20 protein-coding genes, 1 tRNA gene and 1 pseudogene are annotated in these 18,901 nt (G+C 44.3%); 11 read left to right on the top strand and 11 right to left on the bottom strand.

Annotated elements, in window-relative coordinates; genetic code table 11:
- The first annotated feature begins 5 nt into the window (after positions 1-5).
- The 3 genes from WCG05_00470 to lipA are packed head-to-tail and all read left to right on the top strand — an operon-like array spanning position 6 to position 3,510.
- Positions 6-1,232: a pyruvate dehydrogenase complex dihydrolipoamide acetyltransferase gene (locus WCG05_00470; protein ID MEI8320474.1), complete on the top strand. Its 1,227-nt coding sequence runs from the start codon at positions 6-8 to the stop codon at positions 1,230-1,232.
- 11 nt (positions 1,233-1,243) lie between these two features.
- On the top strand, positions 1,244-2,629 hold the full coding sequence (gene lpdA / locus WCG05_00475; protein ID MEI8320475.1) for a dihydrolipoyl dehydrogenase: 1,386 nt from the start codon (positions 1,244-1,246) through the stop codon (positions 2,627-2,629).
- Positions 2,629-3,510 (top strand): lipoyl synthase, encoded by an 882-nt coding sequence (lipA, locus tag WCG05_00480; GenBank protein ID MEI8320476.1) that lies wholly within the window; start codon positions 2,629-2,631, stop codon positions 3,508-3,510. Before lpdA ends, lipA begins: the two co-directional genes overlap by 1 nt.
- Positions 3,511-3,546: 36 nt before the next feature.
- Here lipA and WCG05_00485 read toward each other — a convergent pair whose 3' ends face one another.
- The 8 genes from WCG05_00485 to WCG05_00520 all read right to left on the bottom strand — a co-directional run bounded on the left by WCG05_00485 (position 3,547) and on the right by WCG05_00520 (position 10,389).
- On the bottom strand, positions 3,547-4,230 hold the full coding sequence (locus tag WCG05_00485) for a hypothetical protein (GenBank protein MEI8320477.1): 684 nt from the start codon (positions 4,228-4,230) through the stop codon (positions 3,547-3,549).
- A 191-nt stretch (positions 4,231-4,421) separates the two neighbouring features.
- Positions 4,422-5,378, bottom strand: a complete 957-nt coding sequence (locus WCG05_00490) for an RluA family pseudouridine synthase (GenBank protein ID MEI8320478.1) — start codon at positions 5,376-5,378, stop codon at positions 4,422-4,424.
- Positions 5,375-6,034 carry a ribosome biogenesis GTP-binding protein YihA/YsxC gene (gene yihA, locus WCG05_00495; protein MEI8320479.1) on the bottom strand — a complete coding sequence of 220 codons (660 nt, stop codon included), beginning with the start codon at positions 6,032-6,034 and terminating at the stop codon, positions 5,375-5,377. Before yihA ends, WCG05_00490 begins: the two co-directional genes overlap by 4 nt.
- Before the next feature lies 1 nt (position 6,035).
- A complete protein-coding gene (gene yidC / locus WCG05_00500; protein ID MEI8320480.1) occupies positions 6,036-7,739 on the bottom strand; it encodes a membrane protein insertase YidC in 1,704 nt (567 codons plus the stop codon).
- Between the two features lie 17 nt (positions 7,740-7,756).
- Positions 7,757-7,993: a membrane protein insertion efficiency factor YidD gene (yidD, locus tag WCG05_00505; protein MEI8320481.1), complete on the bottom strand. Its 237-nt coding sequence runs from the start codon at positions 7,991-7,993 to the stop codon at positions 7,757-7,759.
- On the bottom strand, positions 7,974-8,327 hold the full coding sequence (gene rnpA / locus WCG05_00510; protein MEI8320482.1) for a ribonuclease P protein component: 354 nt from the start codon (positions 8,325-8,327) through the stop codon (positions 7,974-7,976). The genes yidD and rnpA overlap by 20 nt, the downstream gene beginning before the upstream one ends.
- Positions 8,328-8,329: 2 nt before the next feature.
- Positions 8,330-8,464 (bottom strand): 50S ribosomal protein L34, encoded by a 135-nt coding sequence (gene rpmH / locus WCG05_00515; GenBank protein ID MEI8320483.1) that lies wholly within the window; start codon positions 8,462-8,464, stop codon positions 8,330-8,332.
- A gap of 335 nt (positions 8,465-8,799) precedes the next feature.
- Positions 8,800-10,389 carry a hypothetical protein gene (locus WCG05_00520; GenBank protein MEI8320484.1) on the bottom strand — a complete coding sequence of 530 codons (1,590 nt, stop codon included), beginning with the start codon at positions 10,387-10,389 and terminating at the stop codon, positions 8,800-8,802.
- 121 nt (positions 10,390-10,510) lie between these two features.
- Here WCG05_00520 and WCG05_00525 point away from each other — a divergent pair, with 121 nt between their 5' ends.
- Positions 10,511-12,226 (top strand): POTRA domain-containing protein, encoded by a 1,716-nt coding sequence (locus WCG05_00525; protein MEI8320485.1) that lies wholly within the window; start codon positions 10,511-10,513, stop codon positions 12,224-12,226.
- A 52-nt stretch (positions 12,227-12,278) separates the two neighbouring features.
- Here WCG05_00525 and WCG05_00530 read toward each other — a convergent pair whose 3' ends face one another.
- Positions 12,279-13,565, bottom strand: coding sequence for an amino acid permease (locus tag WCG05_00530; protein ID MEI8320486.1), 1,287 nt, complete (start codon positions 13,563-13,565; stop codon positions 12,279-12,281).
- Between the two features lie 9 nt (positions 13,566-13,574).
- On the bottom strand, positions 13,575-14,333 hold the full coding sequence (locus WCG05_00535; GenBank protein MEI8320487.1) for a DsbA family protein: 759 nt from the start codon (positions 14,331-14,333) through the stop codon (positions 13,575-13,577).
- Between the two features lie 143 nt (positions 14,334-14,476).
- On the opposite strand from WCG05_00535, the gene WCG05_00540 reads away from it, so the two are divergent.
- The 3 genes from WCG05_00540 to WCG05_00550 all read left to right on the top strand — a co-directional run bounded on the left by WCG05_00540 (position 14,477) and on the right by WCG05_00550 (position 16,192).
- Positions 14,477-14,552: transfer RNA gene (locus WCG05_00540), tRNA-Lys, on the top strand.
- Between the two features lie 217 nt (positions 14,553-14,769).
- Positions 14,770-15,318, top strand: coding sequence for a hypothetical protein (locus WCG05_00545; GenBank protein ID MEI8320488.1), 549 nt, complete (start codon positions 14,770-14,772; stop codon positions 15,316-15,318).
- Complete coding sequence (locus WCG05_00550; protein MEI8320489.1) at positions 15,305-16,192, top strand: nucleotidyl transferase AbiEii/AbiGii toxin family protein; 888 nt, start codon at positions 15,305-15,307, stop codon at positions 16,190-16,192. Before WCG05_00545 ends, WCG05_00550 begins: the two co-directional genes overlap by 14 nt.
- Here WCG05_00550 and WCG05_00555 read toward each other — a convergent pair.
- Positions 16,184-16,272 (bottom strand): annotated as a pseudogene (locus WCG05_00555) (IS1595 family transposase). The gene WCG05_00550 and the pseudogene WCG05_00555 sit on opposite strands and share 9 nt — an antisense overlap.
- A 137-nt stretch (positions 16,273-16,409) precedes the next feature.
- On the opposite strand from WCG05_00555, the gene WCG05_00560 reads away from it, so the two are divergent.
- The 4 genes from WCG05_00560 (at position 16,410) to gmk (ending at position 18,901) form a co-directional block, all read left to right on the top strand.
- Complete coding sequence (locus WCG05_00560) at positions 16,410-16,922, top strand: hypothetical protein (protein ID MEI8320490.1); 513 nt, start codon at positions 16,410-16,412, stop codon at positions 16,920-16,922.
- Positions 16,919-17,419 (top strand): integrase core domain-containing protein, encoded by a 501-nt coding sequence (locus WCG05_00565; GenBank protein MEI8320491.1) that lies wholly within the window; start codon positions 16,919-16,921, stop codon positions 17,417-17,419. Before WCG05_00560 ends, WCG05_00565 begins: the two co-directional genes overlap by 4 nt.
- Positions 17,420-17,497: 78 nt before the next feature.
- Positions 17,498-18,283, top strand: coding sequence for a peptidoglycan editing factor PgeF (gene pgeF, locus WCG05_00570; protein MEI8320492.1), 786 nt, complete (start codon positions 17,498-17,500; stop codon positions 18,281-18,283).
- The gene (gmk, locus tag WCG05_00575) at positions 18,284-18,901 is read left to right on the top strand and encodes a guanylate kinase (GenBank protein ID MEI8320493.1); all 618 of its coding nucleotides are present in this window, start codon (positions 18,284-18,286) and stop codon (positions 18,899-18,901) included. It begins immediately after the preceding gene.

Genomic DNA, 18,901 nt, shown 5'->3' on the forward strand with positions numbered 1-18,901 from the left:
ACCCCATGCCAATTGCCATTTTAATGCCTGCTTTATCGCCAACAATGACCGAGGGCAATCTGCTCAAGTGGCATAAAAAGGTAGGGGACTCTGTGAAAGCCGGTGAGGTGCTAGCAGAAATTGAGACGGATAAAGCCACCATGGAGGTTGAAGCTGTTGATGAAGGCACTCTGGGTAGAATTTTGGTCGAAGAAAAGACTGAAGGCGTTAAAGTAAATACGCCCATTGCAGTGTTGTTGGAAAAAGGCGAAAAACCTGCTGACTTAGATTCCTTTAAGGTAGCTTCAGTAGGTCCAGCGCCAACGCAAGAGGCCGCTCCGCATGTGCCAGAGCCCGTGGCAACACATGAAATTCATGCGCCTGTTTCCTCTCAGGAACGGGTATTTGCATCTCCGTTGGCCAAAAGATTGGCTCAGGAAAAATCCTTAGATTTGCATAGTATCCAAGGGTCCGGTCCCCATGGGCGCATCGTTAAGAAAGATGTTGAGGGTTTTTCGGGGGCAGGGGGACGAAGCTTTGGCAGCTCAACCAGAACCGCAGCCACTGGTCCTGAGTTTCGAGATGTGGCCTTAAGCTCAATGCGTAAAGTGATAGCCAAGCGGTTGCTGGAATCAAAGCAAACCGTTCCCCATTTCTATTTAACAGCCGATTGCCATTTGGATAGCTTAATGGCCATTCGCAAGTCTTTAAATGAATCCATTGAGGGCATCAAACTAACGGTGAACGACTTTATCATCAAGGCGTCGGCCCTGGCGTTGCAAGATGTGCCTGCGGCTAATGCTACCTGGATGGGCGATAGTATTCGTTATTACCGTGATTCAGATGTGGCTGTGGCTGTTGCTTTAGAGGATGGATTGATTACGCCCATTTTGCGCCAAGCCCATGTGAAATCTGTCTTTGATATTTCATCCGAAATGAAGCAACTGGCCAAGAAAGCCAAGGAAAACAAGCTAAGACCCGATGAATTCCAAGGGGGATCTTTCAGCATTTCCAACCTGGGTATGTACAATATTCCCCAATTCGGGGCCATCATTAACCCACCCCAGGCCGGTATTTTGGCTGTGGGGGCAGGGCAACAACGTCCTGTTGTAGAAGATGGTGAGATTTTTGTGGCAACCGTCATGACCTGTACGCTTTCCGTTGATCACCGCGTCATTGATGGCAAAACAGGGGCTGATTTCCTGAATGCCATCAAGAACTATTTGGAAAACCCAGCCCTTATGCTGATATAGGAGCCCACTTTATGACACAAGCTTTTGATTTAATTGTAATAGGGGCGGGCCCAGGGGGCTATGTAGCTGCTATTCGTGGGGCTCAACTGGGTATGAAAGTTGCCATGGTTGAAAAGGAAGCCTTGGGCGGTGTTTGTTTGAATTGGGGCTGTATTCCCACAAAAGCATTGCTGAAAACGGCTGAGGTTTATCACACCCTCCACCGATTGGAAGAATTCGGTCTAAAAGCTACAGGCATTGGCTTTGATCTAGAAAAGATCGTAAAACGTTCTAGAGATGTTTCTAAAAAACTGTCTTCTGGCATCGAACATCTGATGAAAAAAAATAAGGTGACGGTCCTGATGGGCACGGCAAAGTTGTTGGGGCAGAAAAAAGTAGAAGTTTCCGGCGTTGGTACTATAACGGCACCCCATATTATTTTGGCGACGGGTGCGCGCCCTCGTATTCTGCAGGGGTTTGAGCCAGATCATAAGTTTATTTGGACATCCAAAGAAGCCATGGTCCCCGATATTTTCCCTAAACGCCTACTGGTTGTAGGGTCTGGGGCCATTGGGATTGAGTTTGCCAGCTTCTATCGCACCATGGGCGGGGAAGTTACGGTTGTTGAAATACAAGACCGCATTTTGCCCGTTGAGGATGCGGAAATTTCAGCTCTCGCGCGGAAATCCTTTGAAAAGCAAGGTTTTAAAATATATACGTCTGCTAAAATCGAATCCCTGACTAAGGGTTCAAAGGAAGTAACAATTGTATTGTTGGCTGATGGTCAGAAAAAGACTCTGGTCGTTGATCGAGTGTTGGTGGCGGCGGGTATTCAGGGAAATGTGGAGAATTTGGGACTTGAAAACACAAAATGCCGCACGGAAAAAAGCCAGATTCAAACGAACGAATGGTCTGCGACCGATGAACCCGGCCTTTACGCCATTGGTGATGTGGCGGGGGCGCCCTGGCTTGCTCACAAGGCTAGCCATGAAGCCAGTATCTGTGTTGAGAAAATTAAGGGGCTACCTCATGTGCAACCCCTGGACAAAAGTTCTATCCCAGGCTGCACCTATTCCATGCCCCAAATTGCCAGCGTGGGCCTAACAGAAGAAGCTGCTAAAGCAAAAGGGCTGCCCATAAAAGTAGGGCATTTTCCTTATATGGCGAACGGAAAGGCTATTGCCTTGGGTGAAACAGAAGGACTGATAAAAACCATTTTTCATGAAAAAACTGGCGAATTGTTGGGGGCTCATATGATTGGCGCTGAGGTCACTGAATTGGTTCAAGGTTTCACGATCGCCAAAACCTTGGAAACAACGGAAGCTGAGTTGATGCACACGGTTTTCCCCCATCCGACCTTGTCAGAAATGATGCATGAATCCGTTTTGGATGCCTATAAACAAGCCATTCATTTTTAATGACAAAAATAGATCCAAAGCCCTCGTGGATACGCGTAAAAGCCCCAAATTCTAAGGTTTATGAGTCAACCCGTGATTTGATACGGGATGCCAAACTCAACACGGTTTGCGAAGAAGCTGCTTGTCCCAACATCGGGGAATGCTGGGCTAAGAAGCACGCAACCATCATGATTTTGGGGAGTGTCTGTACCCGAGCCTGTGCTTTTTGTAATATCAAAACTGGGCGTCCAGACTTGCTGGACCCCCACGAACCGGAGCGGGTCGCTAGGGCCCTGAAAGACTTGGGGTTGAAGCATGTGGTGATTACCTCTGTTGATCGGGATGATCTGCCTGACGGGGGTGCTCAGCATTTTGCTGAAACGATTCAGGCCATTCGTCAGTCGTCTCCCTCTACTACCATCGAAATTTTAACCCCAGATTTCTTGAGGAAACCAGGGGCCATTGAAACCGTCGTTTATGCGCGGCCTGATGTGTATAACCATAATTTAGAAACTGTGCCGCGGCTTTATGCTTCCGTGCGTCCTGGGGCCCGCTATTTCCATTCTCTGCATTTGCTGAAGAAAGTAAAAGAACTGGACCCCAAAATTTTCACAAAATCAGGCTTGATGGTGGGATTGGGAGAGGATAAATCTGAAATATATCAGGTAATGGATGACTTACGGGCCGCAGACGTTGATTTTCTGACCATCGGTCAATATTTGCGTCCTACACCCACTCATCACGAAGTGGTGCGTTACGTGACGCCAGATGAATTCCAAGATTACGAAAAAATGGCACGGGGGAAGGGGTTTCTAATGGTTTCCGCGTCCCCCCTAACCCGATCTTCCTATCACGCAGGCGATGCCTTTGAGCAGCTGCAAAAGGCGCGGGAAGGCTGTTAACCTCGCCCGCACTCTTTGGGTGAGTTTTCCGACGCTTTACTCAGAATCAGAACTATTAGCGCCTGGATTTTGATCTTTGGAATTTTTGGGCTTGTTTCTATGGGTGCGCCATTTCCACTGATCTTTCGCATGCTCAGCATGGGTGACAGAGTCCATATGCGGACAGCTTGAAACTGGCAATTCTACCAGCCCTGTTGTTTTTCCTTGGAACAATGAGCTTGATTGGTTAAGTACAGGCCAATTCCATGGTTGTGTTGGGGCGGGCGTGCATGATGCTTTGTGATGAGAAACTGGAGGAGTTTCGGATTGTTCTCCAAAGGTTAGATTTTCAAAAAGCGCATCAAGGTCAAAAGGAGAGATATCTTGTTTCGTCTGTTTTTTTACTGATGCAGATTTTCTTTCTGTCGTAGGGAGTACTAAAGGAGGCTCGGGCTTTAGGTAAGAGAATCCTTCTGAAACATAATAGGTATTATGTGCGTCAGGCTTCATGTAAAATTCTTTAGTATCTTTTTCAGAGATGTGACTGCCCCAGGTTGTCTTTTGTTCTGCTGGGTCTTTTTTAGACTTAGAAGCGCCCTCTTGTTCTTGGGGTTCTTGTACTTGTGTGAAACCCCCATCATCTGGATCGTCTTCATATCCATCTTTGTTACGAAAAACGGCATTTGCGTTCAATGTGCTTAGGGCCACAAGGGCGAGTAGGGGTATAAAACTTATCTTCATTTTTGGTCTCCTTTGCAGGAGAATATAGGTATGTGTTTTGCATATTGCAAGGGCAACGATGCTTTTAATTCTGAAGCTTTCCTTATCCCGAACTTCTGAAACAAGTTCAGGATAATCGGAACGAATGGTTTTCAGGGATTTTTTAGCGTTTATAGACTAGAGGGCAAGGCCGAATGAGACGTTGCCCAGCTTCAAAATTCTTCCAACAAAACCTGAAGTGCCTTCAAATCTGGAGGAAGATCCGTTTCAAAATGCATTTCTTCCTCTGTGATGGGGTGAATGAACCGCAATTTTTTGGCGTGCAGGGCGTGACGGTCCTTGGGCCAATTTTTTTCAGCCAACAGACGTACCATGATGGGGTGATGGGCATGACTTTTGCCGTATAAAATATCGCCAATAAGAGGGTGACCGATTGAGGCGAGATGGACCCGAATCTGATGGGTGCGGCCCGTTTCAAGATTACACTCTAACAGGGCTGCTAAGGCCAATTTTTTTCCGTATTTTTCCAGGGTTTTGTAGTGGGTAATGGCTTCGCGACCGCCCTGTTGTACCGACATTTTGACGCGATTTCTTAAGCTGCGGCCAATGTTTTTATGAATGGTTCCCAGGGGAGGCAAAGGAACACCCAACACAAATGCCCAATAAGTGCGGCTTAAAAGACGATCCGCAAACTGGGCGGCTAGGCCCTGGTGGGCTTCATCTGTTTTGGCGACCACCATCAGTCCGCTGGTTTCCTTATCAAGCCGATGAACGATACCGGGGCGAATACCTTCTGGTTGGGATAAATCCGTTCCATAATGATGAATCAGGGCGTTCACTAAGGTTCCTGTGTAGTTGCCGGGGGCAGGGTGTACCACCAAGCCCGCTGGCTTATCAATCACAATCAAATATTCATCTTCATACACAACCGTCAGACTAATATCTTCCCCTTGGGGCAGGGGGTCGTCCCGCAACACTGTATCGGGCAACTGAAAAACGTCCCCCAGGGTGACTGTATGGTTGGGGTCAGTTATGGGCGTTTTGCGCAACCACACTTTACCTTCCATGATCAGGGCTTTTAGGCGGCTGCGGGAAACTGTTGGGCATTTCAGCGCCAAGGCCTTGTCTAGTCTTAAACCATGTTCTGTTTCTTCGATTAAAATGTTCATGGCTGATATTTGAAAAGGGCTGCAATTTCAGCTTGAAGTTCAGGAATGCCGTCTCCATCCCGTGAGGAGGTCATCAGGATCAGGGGAAGGCCTGCGATGTAGGATTCTAAGGTTTTCTGGGTGTTTTTTAAAACGGTTTCTTTCTCAGCAGCAGAGATTTTATCGGTTTTTGTTAAGACGACCTGATAGCTAACTGCGGCTTTGTCGAGGGTTTCAAAAATCTCAAGATCCAGCTTTTTCAAGCCATGGCGCGAATCAATCAACACAAAAACTCGCTGCAGAATAGATCTGCCCTTCAAATAGCTTTGAATCAAATTATTCCAGTTTAGGATTTTTTCTTTTGAGGCTGACGCATAGCCATATCCTGGAAGATCAACTAATATCCCCTGATTCGCTAACTTGAAAAAATTCAGGGTTTGGGTGCGTCCTGGAGTGTTTGAGGTGCGCGCGAGCTTTAAATGGTTGGTTAGTTTGTTGATCAGGGACGACTTCCCCACATTTGAGCGCCCAGCGAAAGCAACCTCAGGCAAGGTTTGAGGAGGCAATTCTTCCAAACGAACAGCAGCCCAATAAAAAGTACAGGGGCGGGCAAACAGGCTTTTCCCCTTTTGAAGCCATTCTTCTTGTTGAGAGGGAAAAAGATTGTTTGCCGTCATCCTATTTTTTTCGCATAGAGGGGATAAAATCCGTCATCACCCATTGTTGAGCCATAGAAAAGATGTTGGTGCAAGTCCAGTACAACACCAAGCCAGCAGGGAACTGGGCAAGCATATAGGTAAACAGAATTGGCATCACCAGAAACATCTTAGCCTGAATAGGATCAACAGGTTGTGGATTCATTTTTTGTTGCAAGAACATGGTGAGCCCCATCAAAAGGGGTAGGGCACCAATCATCAAGAAACTTGGAGGCGCCCAAGGAATCAAGCCAAACAAGTTGAAAATGGTCGTATAGTCTGGGGCGGATAGGTCATGAATCCAGCCAAAGAAGGGAGCATGACGCATTTCAATGCTGATCAGCAAAACCTTGTAGATGGCAAAGAAAACTGGAATCTGCAAGACCATGGGCAGGCACCCTGAAACGGGGTTCACTTTTTCGCGCTTATAAAAGGCCATCATTTCCTGGTTAAACTTCATCTTGTCATCGCCACACTCTTCTTTAATGCGAGCCAGTTCAGGTTGAATAGACTTCATCTTAGCCATAGATTTGAATGATTTGTTGGCCAAGGGGAACATGAGCAGACGAATCAAAAGAGTCAGCAGAATAATCGCAATACCCAGGTTTCCACACAAGTTGTAAAGCCATTTTAGAACGAAGAACAAGGGTTTTGTAATGAAATAGAACCAGCCAAAATCAACGGCCAAATCAAAGTGGGGCACGCCTTCTTTTACTTCGTAGGTATCCAAAATTTCAACAGACTTGGGTCCCGCAAAAAAGCGGAAAGTTTCTTCTGTTTCAGCACCGGATTGAAGAATTTTCGCTGGCGCTAAAAAGTCAGCTTGAAATTTAGGGTCTTGTTCGGTTCCTACAGATCTATAATTTGCCACAATGTTTTCTTTTTGATCGGGCAAGATGGCCGCAAGCCAATATTTACTTTCTGTTATGCCAAGCCATCCACCAGTGCTCTGGAAGGATTTTTTAGCAGAATCGTCTAAATCTTTGAATTTTGTTTCCTCAAGAGATCCGGCTAGATACCCCACCATTCCCTCGTGCAGGGCATAGCTGGTGCTGGCCACATCTGGGCTTGATCGGCTGATCAGGGCATAAAAGGCCAAAGAAAGGGGTTGAGCAGATTTGTTTTTGACCCGATCTTTAATGTAGAACATATAGTTGTCATCCACACTAATGTGGCGTTCAAACAAAACACCTTCTGGGCTTGTCCAGGTCAAAACTAAGGGGGTTTCTGGGGTTAACTTTGTATCAATAGGGGCGCTCCACATGGTTTGAGAAGAGGGCAGTGTCAAGCCGGTTTGAGCAGATACCCAGCCAAAGTCACAGTAATAGGCCTTTTGATTTCCCTTGGGGGCGAGCAAGGTCACATCAGGGCTGGTTGCATCCGTTGTTTCCTTATAGCTTTTCAGGATAAGATCATCGATGCGACCGCCGCGCAGATTCAAAGACCCCTTTAAAGTTGGAGTTTCAATAGAAATGCGGGCATCTTGACTAGTATTCTCAGCTTCAACGACTACGGGTTGTGGCATTGGTAGAATTTCTGTGGCGGGGGCAACAACTGTTGCAGTTTTTCCCTGCTGTTCTTGAACAGCTTGTTCTAGCCGAGGTTTGTCGTAGAAAAAGTGAAAGCCCACCATAATGGCTATAGAGGCCGCAACGGCTAACATTAAATTTCTTTTTTCTGAATCCATTTTTCTTTCCTTTTTACTTAGGGCACTGGATCGTGCCAAGAATGCTTACTGTAGGGATGGCATCTTAGAATTCGTTTTACGGTTAAAGCCGTTCCCTTCCAGGGGCCGTGCTTTTTTAACGCTTCCAAACCATATACAGAACATGTCGGAATATACCGACATTTATCTGATAAGACAATGGAAAAGGTATAGCGATAAAGCTGAATCAAGCTTTGCAGGATAAAAATGACAATCCTATTCTTTTTTTTGGGCATTTTGGTTGCGCGTTTCAGCTTTTTTTAGGGAATAAAGAATGGTTTCTGTAATGGCGGGAAAGGGTTCTGTAATCAAAGTAGGCTTTGCAATAATGACGTAGTGGCCTTGGAAAGGGGTTGTTGTATCAGCTAAAGCATCCAGAGCGCCCCGTAAGCGTCTTTTAATGCGATTGCGCACCACAGCATTCCCCATCTTTTTTGTGACCGTAAGACCAAAATGGGGCGGAGAATCATTTTTGTAGTGGAGGAGGGTAAATAAAGGGGTGTGAACACGCACCCCCCTTGAAGCAGCTTCCATGAAATGGAAACGCTTTTTAAGGTGCAGAAAGCCCATGGCTATGCTGAAAGTTTCTGACGTCCCTTTGAACGGCGGTTGCTCAAAACTTTGCGGCCGCCAACGGTTTGCATACGGCTTCTGAAACCGTGTCTGCGCTTACGAACTAACTTACTTGGTTGATACGTACGTTTCATAATAAACTCTTTTCATTAAAAATCTAATACCTGTATAAGGCCTCTTGGAGGCCGTCGTCAACAAAAAAATCATCTTTTTTGAAGATTTTAGAGAGAATCCGGCTGATTTTGGTAAGATGTTTCTATATCTTCTTTAATCTTCGCACACTAGATGGCTTCGACCCGAAGGCCCATTCCTTAGTCAGCAGGACCAGCACCTTCATTTTGTTTGCGTCTTATTTATGGCAGGGCGGAAGCCTAAAGCAGCTGGATCGCCACGCCCCTGCGGGGCTCGCGAAGACGATTAATTTTACCGTCCTTGCGAGCAGGGACACAGTCCTGACGAAGAAATCCAACTATTCTTCCTTGAAAACCTTCTTAGGCCTTGGCGCAACAGGAGGAGCTTTTTTACGAGGTTTCATCTTCGCAAACTCGGCGGCCAGTGCAGGTTTCAAATGACTGTCTGCATCATCTAAGTCTCCTTCGATTAGTTCGGCAAAAGCATCAGCTTGTCCTTCAAAAGTTTTATTATGCTCCAATCCATATTCTTTTAAAGTCTTTTCCAAGAAAGCCTTGTACAGTTGCCCCATTTCTTCAGGGGTTGTTTGCGGGGTTGCCCCTAATTCCACTAACTTTTTAGCCATCCAGGTTGCATGCTTGGCGCTTTCTCGAAAATTAGATTGGGCCAACAGTATTGTCATTGAGGCGGGGCCCTCAGCTTGACCAAAAAGTTTATCTAGCTCTGGGTCAATTCCGCGCAGGCCGATTACAATACGTTCTGTGATGCCCTTGGTGCAGCTTGCGGCGTTGACTCCATAAGCCGTGATGGATTCCCCTATAAACTGCTTGGCCCATAGCTGTAGTCGAGCCGGGTGGAAATGCCGCACAAAGGCATAGACTTGACACAATTCCCTTTGAGCAGGCCCATTGTCCAATCCTCTGGCTATAGCCGCCTTGGCGGTTGTGAGTTCTTGACCTGTGTAAAGTTTTGCGGCTAAAGCGTTCACTGCTGCAAAAGATCTGGAAAATTCCAGAGTTTTTACTTTGCCGCGTGCAAGTCTTGCTTGTATAGCCTCCAAAACCGCCTCATTGAGTCGTTTAGGAGACTCACATCGCGCCCCGTCAGAAGGCCCTCCATCGGCTGGCCCTGCTACTTGAGTGTCCGCATAGTTGTGCACTTCAAATGCCCGTCCAGAGATGGCAATAGCGGGATGGGAATTAGGTCGTCGATAGACGCCGTTAATCAGGTCTACCATCACGGAAGATTCTGCTCCTTGCGTTTCTCCTCGCGCTTGAGCTTCTCTGTAAAGACGAAGAACTTCCGTGACATGAGTGTTTCTCTGAACAGCAGGTATACGTGCGAGGAAGTATAGTATGTCAGTACGCCTCTCATTATCCGGTATTGCCATCTCAAAGAGTCTTTGAGCCTCGCTAATAAGGTCACCCCTCTCAGAAGCAGGCACAGGTGCGAGAGTCTGTATTAATTGTTTGCTAGGATTTTTCGAAATGCTAACGCTTTGAACATCTCTAATAAAGTCATTCATCTCAGAAGCAGGCACAAGTGAGAGACTTTGTCTCATCCAACCACTTAAATGGCCCCCCGCACTAGGGAAAAACATGTGGCTAGCAACAACCATATGCCTCTCAGAAGCAGGCACAGTGGCGAGATGTTTTATTATAAGGCCACGGCCATCTCCAGACATTTCAGGGGTGATGAGTCTTCGAGCATAATCGCAAACACTTACCCTATCCTGCGCAGAAATTCTATCAATGGAATCAACGATATCTTGACATTCGGCTTTTTTTAAGCCCTTACACAAAGGCTCAGCCAATTCTTGAACAGAAGGCTGATGAGAGTTATCATCCCTATGCGCTGCAAACGCAACGGGCGCGTCCACTAGAATTCCACTTATCAAAATAAAAAATATTTGTCTGAATTTTGTCATTGTTCTACCTTCTTTTTTTTATCTTTGCATTTTTTATAAAGGATGTCAAAAAATTAATTTGAATTGTTTCCCAAAGCCTTATACTATGAAACATAAGGTCAACATGGATGCATAACGTATAATGATAATGCTTAAAGGAATTCTTTTCTTTTTTCTGCTTATGCCCTTGTTTTGCCTAAATACTCAGGCATCGGCTGGGGCGGCTAGGGCAACGGCTGGTCAAACATCGGCTGTTACAGAAAAACTTTTGCCTGATGAAACGGGGCTTGCTGCTTTGGCTTCTAAGCTAGACGCTGAAAAAAAGACTCCCCTTGTTTCTCCTGACACTTATCGAAAGCCAGTTCAGAAAGCTGAGGACACTCCTCTGTTTACCCTAAAAACGGTTACCATTATTGGAAACAGAACTATTCGAGCAAAAGAGCTGTTGCCTTGTTGGGCACATTACGTAGGCCAAAAGATTGGCTTTAATGAGCTATCTGATATTGCCTATTGCATGACTAAAGCTTATCGGAAGGAAGGGTATTTTTTAAGCTATGCTGTTATTCCCGTCCAAGATATTGACACCAATGTGGGGCAAGTCACTTTCAAAGTGATTGAAGGATACGTTGATCAAATTGAAATTCAGAAACAAGATCATAAGGAAATTTCGCCCCGCATACGGGCTCTTTCAGAGTATTTTAGGGGCCTTCCTTTGCGCATGGATAATTTTGAGCGGGGACTTCTTTTGGTTCGGGATTTGTATCCCAACGCCAAGGCTTTTTTTGAGCCGTCCCCCGTCAACGCTGAGGGCGCCACGCGTGTTAGGCTTGTGATCCCACCCAAACAAGCACTGCAGGGCTTAGCTGGCGTTAATAACTATGGTACTGATGCAGTTGGTCCCATCACCTATAACGTTGGCATGTCTTGGGCGCCTAAATGGCAAGAAGAACACAAAGTAGATTTGTCCTACCAACAGTCTCTTTTGCCTAGGGAATTAAAAGCTGCTGTGGCGGGTTATACAGCGCCCATTGGGAATGATGGTATTACAGTCTCATTACAGGGGATTGTTTTGGCGTCTCATCCTACTACAACATTAAAAATCGATAAACATCAGGCAACCATAATAGGAACTCTTTTAGACCCATTGATACGCTCACAAGAGCTTAATCTTTATGGGGGGGTAGAGCTACGATATGCGAACCAAAAACAAACTGTGGCTGATTTTTCGCAACTTATAAGAGAACGAGTTCGCCAGGTGAAGGTATTGGCTTTAGTGGATTGGGCTGATGGGTGGGCGGGGCAGAACTCTTTTCAATTTAAGGGAACATCTGGGTTGAATGTGTTGAATCCCATATCAAAAAATGACCCTCACAAAAGTCGGGCTTTTGGCAGTGGTGTGCCCCTTTATTTTGAGGTGAACTTTACAAGACTTCAAAGGCTTATGGGGCCATTTTCTGTGAAGTTTCAGGCCGACACTCAATATGCAGCTAGAGAGCTTTTGGCCATTGATAGGTTCTATTCCAATGGCCCCCCCATGGACGGAGCGTACCCAGCAGCGTCCATGTCAGGAGACAGTGGATTTGAAGGTAAAATCGAATTGATTTATCACTTGGAAGCGCTACTAGGGTTACAAGATATTCAATTCTTTACATACATGTCGAAGATCAATATTTGGAACCGCAGCCCTATCCTAGGAGTTGAGACTTTCTCAGCCACAGGCCGTGGTGCAGGTATAGGTGTGCGAGCCAACTACAGAAACCTGACGGGATCCTTGGAATATGGCTACCCCATTCTTCATCCCGTTTGTGGCAACAGCGTAACACCGCAGATTCTATTTAGTGTGATGGGTCGAGTTTAGGGAGCTTAACGCTTTGGGGGAATGCCCGAGAGGGAAGGCACCGGAGAGGAATCTACCGCTGCATATACCAATACAAAGGCATACCGAGTGCAATAAGGCCAATACCCAAAAGGGCGCTTTCCCAACCAACGCCGATGATGGCCAGAACTGTGTAGGAAAGGGCAAGCAGGCTGATCGCAAGGGGCAGAATGAATTTCTTAAAGTCTCGCGCAGGCTGTTTTAAAAGTAATCGTAATTCTGCCAAACTGCATCCAAAATAAGGGAGTAAAATGGAAAAGGACGTTAGGTTGATGATTAGGGTGAATTGATTGACCAAACTGGACTGATAATTCATGAAAACTAGGCCACTCATTAGAATCGTTGAGGTCAACAGGGCAAAAACAGGGGCCCCTTTTTTAGTGACTTTCCCGAATATTTTGGGCAGCAACCCATCACGAGCGGCCGCCATCGGAAGTTGCCCCTGAAGAAGCATCCAGCCATTTAAGGTGCTGAAAGTTGCAAAGGCAGCAATGATCGCAATGAGGGTGCCGACCTGATCACCAAATATCTTGCTGGCAGCTTGAGCGAAGGGGGCGGGGGATGTGGCCAGGGTTTCTGTTCCTAAAATTCCCATAATGACTAGGTGGATCCACATATAAATAACGGCGGCAATAGATGTTCCTAAAATAGTGGCGAGTGCAATTACTTTTTTGGGATTTTTTATGTTTTCTGAGGGGATTGTGGCAGATTCAATGCCAATGAATGAAAAAATACTTAAAGAAATAGTCGAAAGAATGACAGTTTTAACTGAATAACCCGCGCTTATTTGAAAAGGGTAAACATTATTCCAATCCACATAAAAAATGCCCACAGCCCCAATAAAAATTAAAGGAATGATTTTGGCCAGAGTCATCAACACTTGTAGCCTGGCAAAGATCGCGAGCCCTAAACAATTCAAAAGCATCACAAGCCAGATACAGCCAAGAGATATTAAAAATCCATACAAAGGGGTTTCTGCGATTTCAGGAAAAACAGTTGATAAATAGCTTACAAAGGCAATCGCGATACCGATATTGCTGATTGTGTTCGCAAGCCAATAAATCCAAGCGGTTTGAAAGCCTGCAAATTTTCCAAAAACTTCTTTGACATAAGTATAGGGGCCACCAGTTTTAGTAAAGTGTTGACTTAAGCTGGCAAATACAAGCCCTAACATGATAGCCCCTAGGGAAGTTATCATCCACCCAAAAATACCGAAACTTCCATAAACTGCCAAAGAAGCAGGCAACATCAGAATGCCAGCTCCTACAACATTTCCAACAACCAAAGATGTGGATTGTATTAGGCTAAATTTATACTTCATCAAAACGTACTATTTAGGAGCGTTAGTCTTTTTCAAGCGTTCAGAAGCCAATGTCTTTTTGATCGTTTCCAAGTCAATAGCCCCAGGAAGCAAGGTTCCCCCAATGATAAAGCAGGGGGTGCCGGAAATTTCTAAGGATTCTCCGAGCGCTAAGTTGTCTTTCAGTTCCTTTTCAATGGCAGGACTATTCATATCTTTCACGAATTTTGCCCCATCCATACCCAAAGAACGCGCCAAACCTACCAGAGAGTCTTCTGAAAGATTAGCCTCAGCATTCATCAAAGACGTATGGAATTCTTTATATTTCTTTTGCTTATTGGCAGCTAAAGCCGCTTTTGCAAGGGTGGCATCCCCAAAGATTGGATATTCTTTGAATACGATGCGCACTGAATGATCTGTTTTCAAAAGCTCTTCAATGATGGGGTCAACCTTGCGGCAATATCCACAATGGTAGTCAAAAAATTGGGTGATAACCATGTCTCCATTAGGGTTTCCAATAAAAGGGGAAACAGAATTGGTTTCAAGTTCTGCTTGTTTTTCCTTTATTTTCTTTTGCTTACGCACTAAATCAGCATTTTCCGCCTTTTGCTGAAGATTTCTCATCCCCTGTACGGTAATTTCTGCAATAACTTCGGGCTTTTTGTTGAATTCTTCTAGGATAGTTTCCATCAACCGTTCGGATGAAGGACCAACGGACGCACGCCACAAAGCAACACAGGATAGAGCAAAGCTTGCCAAAACAATGATGATAAAAGATTTATTCCACATTTTTACTACCTTATAATAGTTAAGAGACCATCCTAACAAAAAAAAATAAATTTTCTATCACTTTATCGTAATTTATGAAAAATTATTTTTTTCTTAAAAAATTATCGACTTAAATCCCTTAATTTGGTATACAGGCGTCGGTGGGGCACTTAGCTCAGTTGGTAGAGCAGCTGACTCTTAATCAGCGGGCCACAGGTTCGAGCCCTGTAGTGCCCACCAGTTTTACAGCCAATTTCTGAGAAATCATAAAATCTCATTTTTCCTCCGTGCTACCCTGGTGCTACCTTTAGAGGGAGATGCCATAATCTAGGTTCTTCTTAGATTGTGTTGTTTTTTGAAGACAATCAAATTTTAATCCATAGTTCGACTAAGATAGGTTGCACAGAACTCTACAGTAGGTTATTCTAAGTGTAACCTAATGCGGAGTGGTTAGTTTATGCAGCCCATGAGAATTTTAAGTAACTGGCTTCAACAAAATGCTAGTAACGAACATTATTTGTTTTCACTTCAAGACTTGAGTGCTCTTTGTCCTGACTTATCGGACTCAACTTTCAAAGCCTTACTGAGTAGAACTGTGCATGCTGGATATTTGCAGAGAGTATGCCGAGGACTATATGTTTATAAAAAAGCTATTCCCGCCAACGGTCTCTTATTATTTCATGCAGCAACTCATTTAAAGAATAATAAGTTTAATTATATTAGCCTTGAAACAGTTTTAAGTGATGCAGGAGTTATTTCGCAGGCTCCCATAAATCGGATATCAATTATGTCATCAGGTCGAAGCAATATAATCTCTTGCGGAGAATTTGGCACAATAGAATTTATTCATACTAACCAGAAGCCAATCAGCATCATGGACCAACTGACCTATGATGCTGATTGTAAACTATGGCGAGCGAGTATTGCTTTAGCCCTTAGGGATATGAAAACAACTCACAGAAATTGTGACTTAATAGATTGGAATATGGCAAATGAACTTATTTGATAAACTCGTAACAGAAGCTTTAAAAAATCAGCCAAATTTGTCTCCCTTAAGAATAGTAGTCGAAAAGGAGTTGTTACATCACGATATATTACGAGTGCTAAGCACTGAAAATTTACTGAAGAATCTTACTTTTATAGGGGGAACGTGCTTGAGATGTTGTTATGGCGGGGTGAGATTAAGCGAAGACTTGGATTTTACTGGAGGAAGTGATTTTTCTCGCACTAGTCTATCTGCGATGGGTGAGCTACTAACGGAAAGCCTTCAAGATAAATATGGGCTACAGGTCAGAGTTGACGCTCCTATAAAAGATAATCACAACAAAGACAATCCAAATGTAGATACATGGAAGATCAAAATAGAAACCAGACCTCAATCTAAGAATTTACCTGCTCAGCGCATTAACATCGATATTTGTGCTATACCTTCCTATGAAAAGCGTCCTATGATGTTATTAAATCCTTATGATATTGATATGGGTACGAGTGGACTTATTATTCAGGCACAAAGCCGTGAAGAGATTTATACGGATAAATTGATGGCATTTGCCTTTAGAAATCGTATTAAATACCGTGATTTGTGGGATATCCTATGGCTTCATGGTCAAGGATTAAAACCCAATTTCGCATTAATCCCTCGTAAGATCAAAGACCGAAATTATACCCCAGACTATTTTTTGAATTTATTTGATGAACATAAAAGATTGCTTACAGTTAAATCTGAAATTGAAACAGAATTTAAACAAGAAATGCAGCGGTTTTTACCACAAGAGTCAATTAAAAAAATCTTAGAACAAGAGAATTTGTGGGGGTTTTTGACTTACTTAATGGAAGATCTAACTAACCAGATGACGGGGGTTCTTGGCGTTCAAAAATAGCCCAAAATTGTGTTTTGGATACTATTAAATTTACGCATATGTCTTTTCGTTTGATTCCAGAAATTCTCTATCACATTGATGTAAAAGTTCAAATAGAAGTGAGACTGAGCAAGAGGGATAAGCGGAGCCATAAGTAGAGAAGCGAATCGCTCTTGCGAATAAGAAAAAAGACCTTCAGGATGAGTTTGTTAAACAACCAACCTAGGAGGTCTTTTTTATGCAGATAAAATGTCTACACAAGAATATTTATAAACTAGAACGATATGCTCGTACACAAGAATCATTATCCCAACAAGCGCTGGATCGTCAGAAACACCTTGGGGATTGGGATCTCCTAAAATCCAAGGGGATAAAAGATACAGAGATAGCTGGTATCACAGGCATCAGCCGGGCCACCTATTATAGACGTAAGAAGGGCATCAGGATTTATGGCATCAAGGGCTTGGAATATAGAAGTAGACGACCCCATCATAAAAGGCAAAGCAAAGTGCTTGCTGCACATAAAGATATGGTCCTAAAGATAAGACTAGAGAATCCAACCTATGGAAAGGCTAAGATCAAGATTATTCTGCAAAGAGACCATCATATTATCTTGAGCGAAAGTACCGTAGGACGTATCCTTAAAAGCCTTATGGGTAAGGGAGTTGTGCGGGGTCTTACTCGGCCATTAGACACAAGGCTCATGCCCGACGATTCCAACGCCATGCGCAACGCTGGAAGTATGGGATGAAGGGGAAAGAGCCGGGACAACTCATACAGGTAGATCATATGACTGTCACCCAGAATAATTTGTATATGAAGCACTTCCAGGCCTGGGATCCTGTAACCAAGACTATTGCTGCAGAGGTATATCCTAATGCCAAAAGTGCTACTGCTCGACAATTCTTACACAAGCTTATACGAGACCTACCTTTCCACATTCAATCCATACAGGTGGATGGGGGTTCCGAGTTTATGAAGGACTTTGAGGAAGCTTGTGGGGAATTGGGTATACCTCTTTTTGTTCTGCCTCCTAGGAGACCTCAATGGAATGGGGGTGTAGAACGAGGTAATCGCACTTTCCGAGAAGAATTCTATGCCAAACCTTATCTGTTAGCCAATAATATCTTTGAGATGAGTTGCGAGCTTCAGAAAGCTGTCCATAAATACAACACTTACAGACCTCATTTTAACTTGAAAGGCATGACCCCTTATGACTATTATACTTCCATTCTGAAGACTGCTTGATTTGTCTCATATCTTATGAACCTATACAACCCCAATAAAAATCTTTACATTTGGCCCGTATTTTTCTACCCTTGACCTATGACTGAATCAAAAGTTCCTTATCTGATATCTTCCTTTCTTTATGGGGTGCGCCATGGATTTTTTACGCGGCAGGGTGGGGTGAGTACGGGGCTGTTAAGCTCACTGAACTGCTCTTTAAGGGAAACGGACGATCCAAAGAATGTTTTTAAAAACAGAGCCCTAGCCATGGAAGCCTTGGGCATGCCCGCAAATAGTTTGCAAACCTTAAGGCAAGAGCATGGGAATAAGGCAATCGAATTGACTGAGCCTTGGGGGCAGGGGGAGGAGGTCCCCATTGCGGATGCAGTTGTGACAAAACGTACAGACGTGACCCTGGGCATTCAAACGGGGGATTGTGTGCCTGTGCTGATTGCAGACCCAGAAAATAAAATCATTGGGGCTGTTCATGCAGGCTGGCGCAGTGCCCTAAGCGGGGTGATTCAAAATACCCTTGAGCTAATGCAAAAAAGAGGGGCAGATTTTGCGACAACAGTTGCCGTTATTGGACCCTGTATCCATCAGGATTCCTATGAGGTTGGTTCAGAATTAAGAGACGCTTTCTTACAAAAAGATGAAACCAACGAACAGTTCTTTTTAGAACAATATACGCCCTCTAAAATTCTTTTTGATTTACCTGGATATGTGAAGCACCAGCTGGAAAAATTTAACTTGCAAACAGTTGAAGTTTTGCCCTATGACACTTATGAAAACGAAGATTTGTTTTTCAGTTGTCGACGGGCCTTTCATAGACAAGAAGAAATCTTTGGGTGCCATCTGTCAGCCATTTCTTTGAAGGGACTTTAAATGAAAAGTCGCGGTATTTTGCTTATTTTATCGTCTCCATCCGGGGCAGGGAAGACAACTCTGTGTAAACTTTTGCTTAAGTCTTTGCCCAATACGGTTTTGTCAGTATCTGTGACGACGCGCCCCCAACGGCCGGGTGAAGTGCCTAACAAAGACTATATTTTTGTCTCCACAAAAGAATTTAAAAAAATGATTCAAGAAGGTCTTTTCTTGGAATATGCAGAGGTCTTTGGAAATTACTATGGAACTCTTAAAACCACCGTTGAGGAAGCGCTTGCGCAGGGACATGATGTGTTGTTTGATGTAGATTGGCAGGGGACCCAGCAGTTGACTCAAAAAATGGACAAAGACGTAGTTTCAATCTTTATTTTGCCCCCATCACTGGAAGAATTAGAGAGGCGTCTGTATCGCCGTGCCCAGGATGACGAATATGTGATTTTAGACCGGATGAGCCGCGCTATCCAAGAAATTAGCCACTGGGCGGAATATGATTATGTTCTTGTAAACGAAACTCTGGACCAAACCTTAGCTCGACTTATTTCAATTATTCAAGGCGAAAAACTAAAAAAACACCGTCAGATAGGCCTGGGTGACTTTTTAAAAGGGTTGATTGAGTAG

It is taken from the genome of Alphaproteobacteria bacterium, from assembly GCA_037146715.1.
GTDB lineage: Bacteria > Pseudomonadota > Alphaproteobacteria > UBA7879 > UBA5542 > JBAWWO01.

Coding starts and splice junctions, on each gene's coding strand:
- WCG05_00470 (MEI8320474.1), top strand. CDS start 6: ATGCCAATTGCCATTTTAATGCCTGCTTTATCGCCAACAATGACCGAG.
- lpdA (MEI8320475.1), top strand. CDS start 1,244: ATGACACAAGCTTTTGATTTAATTGTAATAGGGGCGGGCCCAGGGGGC.
- lipA (MEI8320476.1), top strand. CDS start 2,629: ATGACAAAAATAGATCCAAAGCCCTCGTGGATACGCGTAAAAGCCCCA.
- WCG05_00485 (MEI8320477.1), bottom strand. CDS start 4,230: ATGAAGATAAGTTTTATACCCCTACTCGCCCTTGTGGCCCTAAGCACA.
- WCG05_00490 (MEI8320478.1), bottom strand. CDS start 5,378: ATGAACATTTTAATCGAAGAAACAGAACATGGTTTAAGACTAGACAAG.
- yihA (MEI8320479.1), bottom strand. CDS start 6,034: ATGACGGCAAACAATCTTTTTCCCTCTCAACAAGAAGAATGGCTTCAA.
- yidC (MEI8320480.1), bottom strand. CDS start 7,739: ATGGATTCAGAAAAAAGAAATTTAATGTTAGCCGTTGCGGCCTCTATA.
- yidD (MEI8320481.1), bottom strand. CDS start 7,993: ATGCCCAAAAAAAAGAATAGGATTGTCATTTTTATCCTGCAAAGCTTG.
- rnpA (MEI8320482.1), bottom strand. CDS start 8,327: ATGGGCTTTCTGCACCTTAAAAAGCGTTTCCATTTCATGGAAGCTGCT.
- rpmH (MEI8320483.1), bottom strand. CDS start 8,464: ATGAAACGTACGTATCAACCAAGTAAGTTAGTTCGTAAGCGCAGACAC.
- WCG05_00520 (MEI8320484.1), bottom strand. CDS start 10,389: ATGACAAAATTCAGACAAATATTTTTTATTTTGATAAGTGGAATTCTA.
- WCG05_00525 (MEI8320485.1), top strand. CDS start 10,511: ATGATAATGCTTAAAGGAATTCTTTTCTTTTTTCTGCTTATGCCCTTG.
- WCG05_00530 (MEI8320486.1), bottom strand. CDS start 13,565: ATGAAGTATAAATTTAGCCTAATACAATCCACATCTTTGGTTGTTGGA.
- WCG05_00535 (MEI8320487.1), bottom strand. CDS start 14,333: ATGTGGAATAAATCTTTTATCATCATTGTTTTGGCAAGCTTTGCTCTA.
- WCG05_00545 (MEI8320488.1), top strand. CDS start 14,770: ATGCAGCCCATGAGAATTTTAAGTAACTGGCTTCAACAAAATGCTAGT.
- WCG05_00550 (MEI8320489.1), top strand. CDS start 15,305: ATGAACTTATTTGATAAACTCGTAACAGAAGCTTTAAAAAATCAGCCA.
- WCG05_00560 (MEI8320490.1), top strand. CDS start 16,410: ATGCAGATAAAATGTCTACACAAGAATATTTATAAACTAGAACGATAT.
- WCG05_00565 (MEI8320491.1), top strand. CDS start 16,919: ATGAAGGGGAAAGAGCCGGGACAACTCATACAGGTAGATCATATGACT.
- pgeF (MEI8320492.1), top strand. CDS start 17,498: ATGACTGAATCAAAAGTTCCTTATCTGATATCTTCCTTTCTTTATGGG.
- gmk (MEI8320493.1), top strand. CDS start 18,284: ATGAAAAGTCGCGGTATTTTGCTTATTTTATCGTCTCCATCCGGGGCA.